Origin of the sequence: Brachyspira pilosicoli, assembly GCF_019402445.1 — a bacterium.
GTDB lineage: Bacteria > Spirochaetota > Brachyspiria > Brachyspirales > Brachyspiraceae > Brachyspira > Brachyspira pilosicoli_B.
This window is the reverse complement of record NZ_SRZM01000173.1, coordinates 1-8,185: the sequence shown is the minus strand read 5'-3', so window position 1 is coordinate 8,185 and position 8,185 is coordinate 1. Positions and strand designations below refer to the sequence as shown.

7 protein-coding genes are annotated in these 8,185 nt (G+C 28.6%); 3 read left to right on the top strand and 4 right to left on the bottom strand.

The features are described from left to right. Positions 1 to 467: 467 nt before the first annotated feature. Positions 468 to 2,414 (bottom strand): TonB-dependent receptor plug domain-containing protein, encoded by a 1,947-nt coding sequence (locus E6A48_RS06580; RefSeq protein WP_219709249.1) that lies wholly within the window; start codon positions 2,412 to 2,414, stop codon positions 468 to 470. Positions 2,415 to 2,420: 6 nt separating this feature from the next. Continuing rightward, complete coding sequence (locus E6A48_RS06575) at positions 2,421 to 2,996, bottom strand: hypothetical protein (RefSeq protein ID WP_219709248.1); 576 nt, start codon at positions 2,994 to 2,996, stop codon at positions 2,421 to 2,423. Between the two features lie 348 nt (positions 2,997 to 3,344). Here E6A48_RS06575 and E6A48_RS06570 point away from each other — a divergent pair, with 348 nt between their 5' ends. From E6A48_RS06570 to E6A48_RS06560, 3 genes are read left to right on the top strand one after another with little or no spacing between them, the layout of a single operon-like run. Further along, positions 3,345 to 4,391: a hypothetical protein gene (locus tag E6A48_RS06570; RefSeq protein WP_219709247.1), complete on the top strand. Its 1,047-nt coding sequence runs from the start codon at positions 3,345 to 3,347 to the stop codon at positions 4,389 to 4,391. Then, positions 4,375 to 4,902, top strand: coding sequence for an NUDIX hydrolase (locus E6A48_RS06565; protein ID WP_219709246.1), 528 nt, complete (start codon positions 4,375 to 4,377; stop codon positions 4,900 to 4,902). Before E6A48_RS06570 ends, E6A48_RS06565 begins: the two co-directional genes overlap by 17 nt. A gap of 5 nt (positions 4,903 to 4,907) precedes the next feature. Continuing rightward, positions 4,908 to 5,780, top strand: a complete 873-nt coding sequence (locus tag E6A48_RS06560) for a DUF1848 domain-containing protein (RefSeq protein WP_219709245.1) — start codon at positions 4,908 to 4,910, stop codon at positions 5,778 to 5,780. Between the two features lie 45 nt (positions 5,781 to 5,825). On the opposite strand, the gene mtnK is transcribed toward E6A48_RS06560, so the two are convergent. Together mtnK and mtnA are read right to left on the bottom strand one after the other, a co-directional pair. Continuing rightward, the gene (gene mtnK, locus E6A48_RS06555) at positions 5,826 to 7,082 is read right to left on the bottom strand and encodes an S-methyl-5-thioribose kinase (RefSeq protein ID WP_219709244.1); all 1,257 of its coding nucleotides are present in this window, start codon (positions 7,080 to 7,082) and stop codon (positions 5,826 to 5,828) included. Positions 7,083 to 7,117: 35 nt separating this feature from the next. Next, positions 7,118 to 8,164, bottom strand: coding sequence for an S-methyl-5-thioribose-1-phosphate isomerase (mtnA, locus tag E6A48_RS06550; protein ID WP_219709243.1), 1,047 nt, complete (start codon positions 8,162 to 8,164; stop codon positions 7,118 to 7,120). Positions 8,165 to 8,185 lie beyond the last annotated feature (21 nt).

Sequence of the window (8,185 nt, the reverse complement as noted above, 5' to 3'; positions counted from 1 at the left end):
TGGTATAAAAGAACCAAAAGAACTGCATTTAATAGATTATAGTTTTTTATTTATATCAAAATATAGCCATTGTTTTATATATTCCGAAATATAAAGCTATAACACTTGCACTTTTTGGTTCTTTTGACGAAGTCCGCACAGCGAAGGCGGGAAAAAGAACAATAATTTAATATATTCTAATATAAAAATGATTTGTTTATATTAAATATTTGCAGGGCTTTGCCCCGCACCCCAGTTCTTTTGCCGATAGGCACCTACTCGGTATTGGTATAAAAGAACCAAAAGAACTGCATTTAATAGATTATAGCTTTTTATGTATATCAAAATATAACCATTGTTTTATATATTCCAAAATATAAAGCTATAACACTTGCACTTTCGCGAAGCGTGCCCGGAGGGCAAAAACTTTGTTATGGTAAAAAGTTGAATAACACAAAACACAAAAAATATAATCATTCAACTAAGCACTAAAAATTATACCCAACCTCAAATTCAAAAGTAAATGGCTTTGCTACTGAATAGGCTGATAATATAGGCGTCTTATTCAATATGTTCTTAAAATGCATAGAAAATATTAAATGCTTAAACCATATAGAATAAAATGATATATTCAAATTGTGAAACTCTTCTGAATAATAGATTGGATAATTTGATGTCATCGCTCTTGGGCTTGAATATATATAATAAATATTAAAAGATAATGAGCTTAATATTTTACCATCTGAAACAAAATCATATCCAAGCAGTGCAGTTACAACATTATTAGGCAAACCTATTTTTGGAAGTTTTTCTTCGTTGAGATATGCAAGCTGATAAGAATATTCTATTTTTGCTTTTATTTTGTTGTAGGTTAAAAAGTAAATATCGTACCCTATGCTCGAAGAGAATATATGAGATATAGCAGTGTCTGCATTTTCTGGAATACTGCTGTACCATATTATTTTATTTGTGTAGGTGGTGTATGTGTATGAGGATTCTATTTTTAAGTTTGTTATAGGCTCTAATGATATTTTTGTGAGTATTTGATTATAGGTTTCTGGCTTTAAGTTTGGATTACTAAAATTGCCATAATACAAATCATTAAATGTTGGGCTTGTATAATCGCTCATATAGGCAAAATACAAACTATAGCCTTTATAAAAGTTTAGGTTAAATCCTGCATTATATGCTAAATAATTATTATGTTTTTGATTTGTAAAAAACTCATTTTGATATTCATATTTTATACTTGGCATGAGTGTGAATATTGGAGTATTATTATCCCAGTATCCGAAAGAAAGCTGCATGTCATATTTTATATTTAATGAATGTCTTTGAGGGTTATGATTAAAATTAGTTTCTAAGGCATTTTTTTCTTCTGTGAGTATGTCGTATCTATATTCGGGGGTTAGCTCATTGTATAATGTAATGGTGTTTGGTATAAACTCGTCCATTCTTTTTAGTGTTGTATTTATAGCTAGTCCGTGAGATTTATAGTCTGATACAAATTTACCTTCTTTGAAATATGGTCTGTCTACAAATGAGTCAAACAAATATGAGAGATTTATATTATAATCCAGCACATCAGAAAAGCCGTTGTATGATATAGATGAAGCTAAAGTTGTAAAATTAAACCAAGAATCTGTATAGCTTATAGGAGGAATTTGATACTGTGAGGCTGAACTTGAATAAGATATATTTGCAAATGCATTTATATAATTTTTATTTTTAAATATATATTTATAGTTGGCAGAAGAGTTTATTATAAATTGTCTATTGTCTTCAATGTTTCCTTTAATCCATTTTCCTGCGAGGTTTGTAAAGTTATAATAATAATTGCCGTCGCTGTAATAAGAATCTGCTGTAAAGGTGAATATTTGATTGTCGTCTATATTTTTTGAAAAGAGTATTGAAGGGGCTATTGTGTTATATGAGCCGTATGATAATGATAAAAGTATAATATCTTCTTTTGGGGTTTTTGTTGTGATATAAATTGAAGAGCCTATAATTTCTATTTTTTCTATGAGGTTTGAAGGTATTCTTCTTAAATCCACACCTGCATCGGCATTGCCTTTAGCGGTATTCATCAAAACGCCATTAATATATATTTTTATATTGTCAGCACTTCCTCCTGCAGGGTCTACTACTTCATTGCCCATATAATTGCCTTTATTTACAAAACCAGCCTGATTTTCTAATACTTCTTTAGCATTGTTGTAACCCATTCTCTCTATTTCTTCAGAGGTTATAGTTTTAATATTTACATTTATAGGGCTTTTGTATGATGAGTTTGAAGAGGGAGTATTATTTGTTTGATTGGTTATTTCTGCCTTTGAAGTAACCCATATACCTCCTTTAAGCTCTCTTATAAGGTATGTTTGAGAATAAAGCATATTTATAGAAGCAAAAAGGAAGTATATGATAAAACGTTTCATAATTATTTATTGTTGTTGATTATAATTAAAATCTTTTATAGTTCCAAGAGGGAAAGCTCCCCATTTCTCATATATTGAGGTTTTCCATTGTTCATCTGTAATAGGTGCTCCATCTTCATTTATTCCATATCCTGAAGCATTCATTAAATTCCCTTCAGTGTCTATATGAAATATAAGCCATTTTGAAGAATCAGTATATCTTTCATCTAAATATAATGCTCCTATCCAGTTTGTGCCTTTCCATTCTATATTTGTAGCATACATAAATTTTCCTAGAACTTTTCCATCATTTTCCATATATGTAGCATTTTCATCTGTTTTTCTTGTTGTTCCTGTTACTCCTGCAGGTATTATTATTTGGTTTGTGAATGTATTTAGCCAGTTGGTTCTAAAATATTCTTGCTTGTTTTCATCGCTCCAGCTTAGGGTTAAAATACTTTCATCTGTGAGAAGTTTATATTCTCCTCTTTGTGATTGATTAGTTTGAATATTATTATTATTTTGCTCATTTGGATTATTTGGGTTTGTACATGATGATAAAAAAATAATAAATGATAATAATAGAATAAAATATTTTTGCATAAAAAAACTCCTTTAAAATTAGGAGCGAATACATAAAAAAGTTTATAAGTTTAAAAAAGAATAAAACTCATAATATAGTGCACTCGACTCAATTATTGTATTTTTACAATAAGGCATTCCGACTTCGTTAGTTTTTTATAACTAAGCTTTACGGTTGCGGGCCAGCGTGGGATTTGCACCCTCATTCCCCTTATCGCACAAAAGAGTATACAGCAAAAAAAATCTATGTCAAGAAATATTATTTTTTTTATCTTCTTTAATATTAATATTATGCTTGACATGCGGGCATTTTTTTATTATTATATCACAAATATTTTTTATGCTTATGAGTTTTATGGAGAGAGTATTGTGATTAGCTATTTTCAAAAGAATAAGAAGAGAAAAAGTATATTAAATAAAATTAAAGAAAAAAGAATAATTATAAATGATTTTTATGTGCCTTTGGGTATAGTGCCTATAGAATCTTCTAAACCTAAAGAGGGCGTGAGTATAGAATTAAAAACTTCTGAGGACAGTGCTGATATGTATTCTTACAGCATTTCAATATCAGCAAATAGGCTTTCAGATTTATTTCTCAAATTAATAAAATTATTCCCATATTACGCTACTATGGTGATAGAGAGAAAAAGCGAGGATATAAACAGAGAGTTTGACGTGCTTATGAGCGACCCTGATATATCTTTAAGCGAAATTAGAAGGGTGTTTAAAAAATATAATGAGCTTTGGGTAGAATGCGGTTTTGTTGGTTTTGGTGTTATTGATGAATATAATGATTTTGAGATTTTTATTAATTTAGATAAAGAAATAATTATAAACACGCCTTTTAAAAATATTAAAAAGATTAACAGAATATTAGATTCTTTTAATCTTTTAGATGAAACTCCTGTTTTTATTAGTTCTGATATTCACTGGCATTATTCTTTATCTTCTATAGTGTCTTATGAGAGCTATAGCGAAACTTATGAATATATATTTGATTATTATGATATTATTAACAATTTAAAGCATAGTTTTGGTTTTGCTATAATTAATGATGATGAGAAAATAATAGATAAAGAGCCTAAATGGTGGAATGTTACTGTTCGCTGTCTTGGAAAGTGTAAGACTGTATCTTTTGTTTCTACTTATTACATAGTAGCAAATACAATAGAAGAAATGGAAACTGTAATAGAAGAAAAAATGAAAGAGCTTGATATAGAGTATTATTATATATACGACTATTATAATGTTGACCCTAACAATTATCATCATAAAAGTGTAAATTTATCAAACAAAAATAATTTATTTTTTAAGAAAGCACCTTTTGGCATATGGGCAGAATCTGATATATTTATAAGCAAGGTAAGAGATATTAGTTTATTTTATATAAATAGAAATTATGAAAGAGCATATTAAAAATCAATTTAAATACTGTCCCTATTGCGGAGAGAAAGATTCTTTTATATATAACGGTGTAAAGATATTTAACTGTTCAAAGTGTGGGAGGAGCTATTTTGTTAATCCTGCTTGTGCGGGAGGGATGGTTGTTGAAACACCTAAAGGCATTGTATTTGTTGAGAGAAAGTTTGAACCTAAGAAGGGTTATATTGATTTGCCTGGCGGGTTTTGCGAGCCTTATGAAAAAATAGAAGATGCTGTTAGAAGGGAGCTTTTTGAAGAGACTAATATAAAAATAGATAATATACATTTTCTTATAAGTGGAAGTAATGAGTATATTTATGAGGGCATTATGTATGTTACTACTGATATGTTTTTTTATGCTAAAATAGATTATGTGCCAGATGTTAAACCTTCTGATGATGCATCTGAGGTGGTATTTATAAAAAAAGAGAATATTGATTTTGACAGATTAGCTTTCAAATCATCAAAAGAAGCTTTAATAGAATATATTAAAATAACTCAATAATTATTATGATAATAAGTGCAAGCAGAAGAACTGATATTCCTTGTTATTACTGTGATTGGTTTTTTGATAGAATAAAAGAGGGGTATTGTTTAGTAAGAAATCCTTTTAATAGTCATCAGGTGAGTAAGATAGATTTGTCGGCTGATGTGGTTGATTGCATAGTGTTTTGGACTAAAGATGTTTCTCCTATGATTGATAAATTATATTTTATTAAAGACTATAAATATTATTTTCAATTTACAATTAACTCATACGGCGAAGATATAGAGAATGTTATTTCAAAGAGAAAAGAGAAGATAATATATTCGTTTAAAAGACTTTCAGAAAAAATAGGCAAAGAAAAAGTTTTGTGGCGATATGACCCTATTATTTTAAGCGATAAATATAGCGTTGATTATCATAAAAAACATTTTGAATATTTAATAAAAGAGCTTCATAACTATACAAATAAATGCATAATAAGTTTTGTTGATGTTTACAAAAAAATAGAAAACAAAATAAAAGATATAAATATAAAAAAAGATGATGAGCATATTTTTGAATTATCTTCTTTTATTAGCGATATTGCTGCATATTATAATATAACTGTAGAGGCTTGCTGTGAGGATTTGCCTAATATTGCTAAAAGTAAATGCATTGATGCTGAGCTTATAGCAAAGATAGTAGGGTATAATATTAAAACTAAAAAAGACAAAAATCAAAGGCTTAATTGCGGGTGTATTGAAAGCATTGACATAGGCACTTACAACACTTGTTTATCTGATTGTATTTACTGTTATGCGAATAATAAAAATAACATCAAAAACTCTTCTGTATTTTTGGAGCAGTATAAGCAATTAAGCGATTTGTATACTATAAAAAATAAAGAGTTATTTTAAAAATAATTAAAACAACTCTTTAAGTTTTTATAAAAAATTAAATATTTAAATTTTATCAATATTAGAATATTCGTTTACAATTTTTTCAACTTTTTCTATATTATCTATATTATTTACTAAAAACTCTCTTCCTATTTTTAGGCAAATCCAATCTAATCTAGCCCTTTCATTTAAATCCTCAATGCCTGATATATCTTTATTTTTAGCAAGTCCTAATGTTCTTCTTATAAGCACGCATCCTGCAAAACCAACAGCATCTCTAAATATTCTATTTAATACAGTTTTTATATATTCTTCTGAATGTTTTTTTCCTTCTTCGTATTGCCAATACAAAGGCTTAGTTTTTTCTAAATGACTTTTCCATAGAACTTCAAATTTAGTTAAAGTTCCAGTAAGCATATATTTAGCAGTATCAAAAAGCCATTTCCTATATTCTTTTGAGTTAGTTCCTAATCTTTTTTGATGATATTCATGCGAAATATAAGCCATAAAGAAATTAGCCATAGCCTTTCCAATATCAAACCCAATAGGACCATAGAATGCAAACTCAGGGTCTATTACATAAGTTTCTTCCTCATTTCCCATAAAACTTCCCAAATGAAAATCTCCATGAAGAAGTGCTTCTGACTTAGTCATAAAAGCATATTTCATCTCTGCTGCGGCTATTTTTAATTTTGAATCTCTTTGAAATTTTTTTACTTCATCTATATTTAATTCATCATAAAATATATTAGTATCATTATCTTCAAAAGGATGAGTAAAAATAAAATCTTCCGTAAGGCTGCATAACTCAGCATTCATATATTCAACAACAAGAGCTTTTTTTGTTTTTGAATCCAAATAATAATCAGAAGTGTAGAATAAAGTTTTTGAAAGGAAGTCTGTTAAATCTTCAGCTGCTTTAGGAAATTTTTTGCCTTCTATAATTTCTCCTCTTAAAACTTTATGCTTATTTAAGTTCTGCATTATAACAACGCACATATCTTCAGAAAAATAATATACATTAGGAACTAAATTCGGACATAATTTATATTGTTCTTTGAGGGCTTTAATTTCTATTTTCATTCTGTCTTTTTCTAATGGATAGCTTTCTCCTACGCATCTTAAAAAAGGTACAGATTGTTTTAATATCACAGTTTCTTTATCATTATTTTTATTTGTGATGCTATATACAAAATTTAAGTTTCCATCTCCAATTTCTTTGATAATTAAATCATCAAAGCTTGAGAATATATTTTTCATTTCATCTATAGTTTTTAAATAATCTATAATTGTGTTTATATTTAATTGTTTATAAGACATATATAAAAACTCCTTTTATTTATTAGTTTAAATAGTTATTTTAAATCAAAAGCCTTTTTTAAGCTTTCTCTATATGGAGGCTTTATTATTCCTTTTTCTGTGATAAAACCTGTTATAAGCTCACTAGGTGTAACATCGAATGCTGGATTTCTCACTTTAATATTTGAAGGAGCAGTTTGAACACCATAAAAATTTATCACTTCTTTGGCATCTCTCTCTTCAATTATTATATCGCTTCCTGTTTTTGTATTTAAATCAAAAGTAGTAGAAGGACAAGCAATATAAAAAGGTATATTAAAATGTTTAGCTAAAATAGCCACTCCCATAGTACCTATTTTGTTAGCAGCATCTCCATTCTCAGCAACCCTGTCGCATCCTACTATCACTAAATCAATAAGCCCTTTAGACATTATAAAAGCAGCCATATTATCGCATATCAAAGTAACATCTATTCCAGCATCTTGCAGCTCAAAACTTGTTAGCCTAGCCCCCTGAAGAAGAGGTCTAGTTTCATCAGCATATACTCTTATCTTTACTCCATTTTTATGTGCCGTATACATCGGAGCAAGTGCTGTTCCTATTCCGCTTACTGCTAATCTTCCTGCATTGCAATGAGTGAGTATGCCTGTATTATCTTTTAAAAGTTCAGCTCCATATTCACCTATTTTTTGACATATATCAATATCTTCAGAATGTATCTTTTTAGCTTCATTTTCAAGCATGTTGTATAATTCTAAAGAAGTTTTGTCTTTCTTATTATTTATAGCATTAAACATTCTATTTAAAGCATAGCTTAAATTAACCGCCGTTGGTCTTGATGAGTTTAAATATTTAGCTCTCTTTTCTACAAAACTAATAAAATCATCGCTTGATAATTTTGTCTCTTTTTTTAAATCTATTAATAAAGAATAAGCAGCGGCAACTCCAATAGCAGGAGCCCCTCTTACCTTTAACTCTTTTATAGCGTTATAAGAATCTTCAATACTTGATAATTTTATTTCCTTGACAGTTACAGGCAATAATGTTTGATCAAGTATATATAATTCATCATCGCTCCATCTTATTGTAGGTATATTCGGCATTCATACTCTCCTAATTTTTTT

What these genes read in the sequence shown, in the direction of transcription:
- E6A48_RS06565 (WP_219709246.1), top strand. Translation starts at nt 4,375, where the DNA reads ATGAAAGAGCATATTAAAAATCAATTTAAATACTGTCCCTATTGCGGA.
- E6A48_RS06560 (WP_219709245.1), top strand. Translation starts at nt 4,908, where the DNA reads ATGATAATAAGTGCAAGCAGAAGAACTGATATTCCTTGTTATTACTGT.
- mtnK (WP_219709244.1), bottom strand. Translation starts at nt 7,082, where the DNA reads ATGTCTTATAAACAATTAAATATAAACACAATTATAGATTATTTAAAA.
- E6A48_RS06580 (WP_219709249.1), bottom strand. Translation starts at nt 2,414, where the DNA reads ATGAAACGTTTTATCATATACTTCCTTTTTGCTTCTATAAATATGCTT.
- E6A48_RS06575 (WP_219709248.1), bottom strand. Translation starts at nt 2,996, where the DNA reads ATGCAAAAATATTTTATTCTATTATTATCATTTATTATTTTTTTATCA.
- mtnA (WP_219709243.1), bottom strand. Translation starts at nt 8,164, where the DNA reads ATGCCGAATATACCTACAATAAGATGGAGCGATGATGAATTATATATA.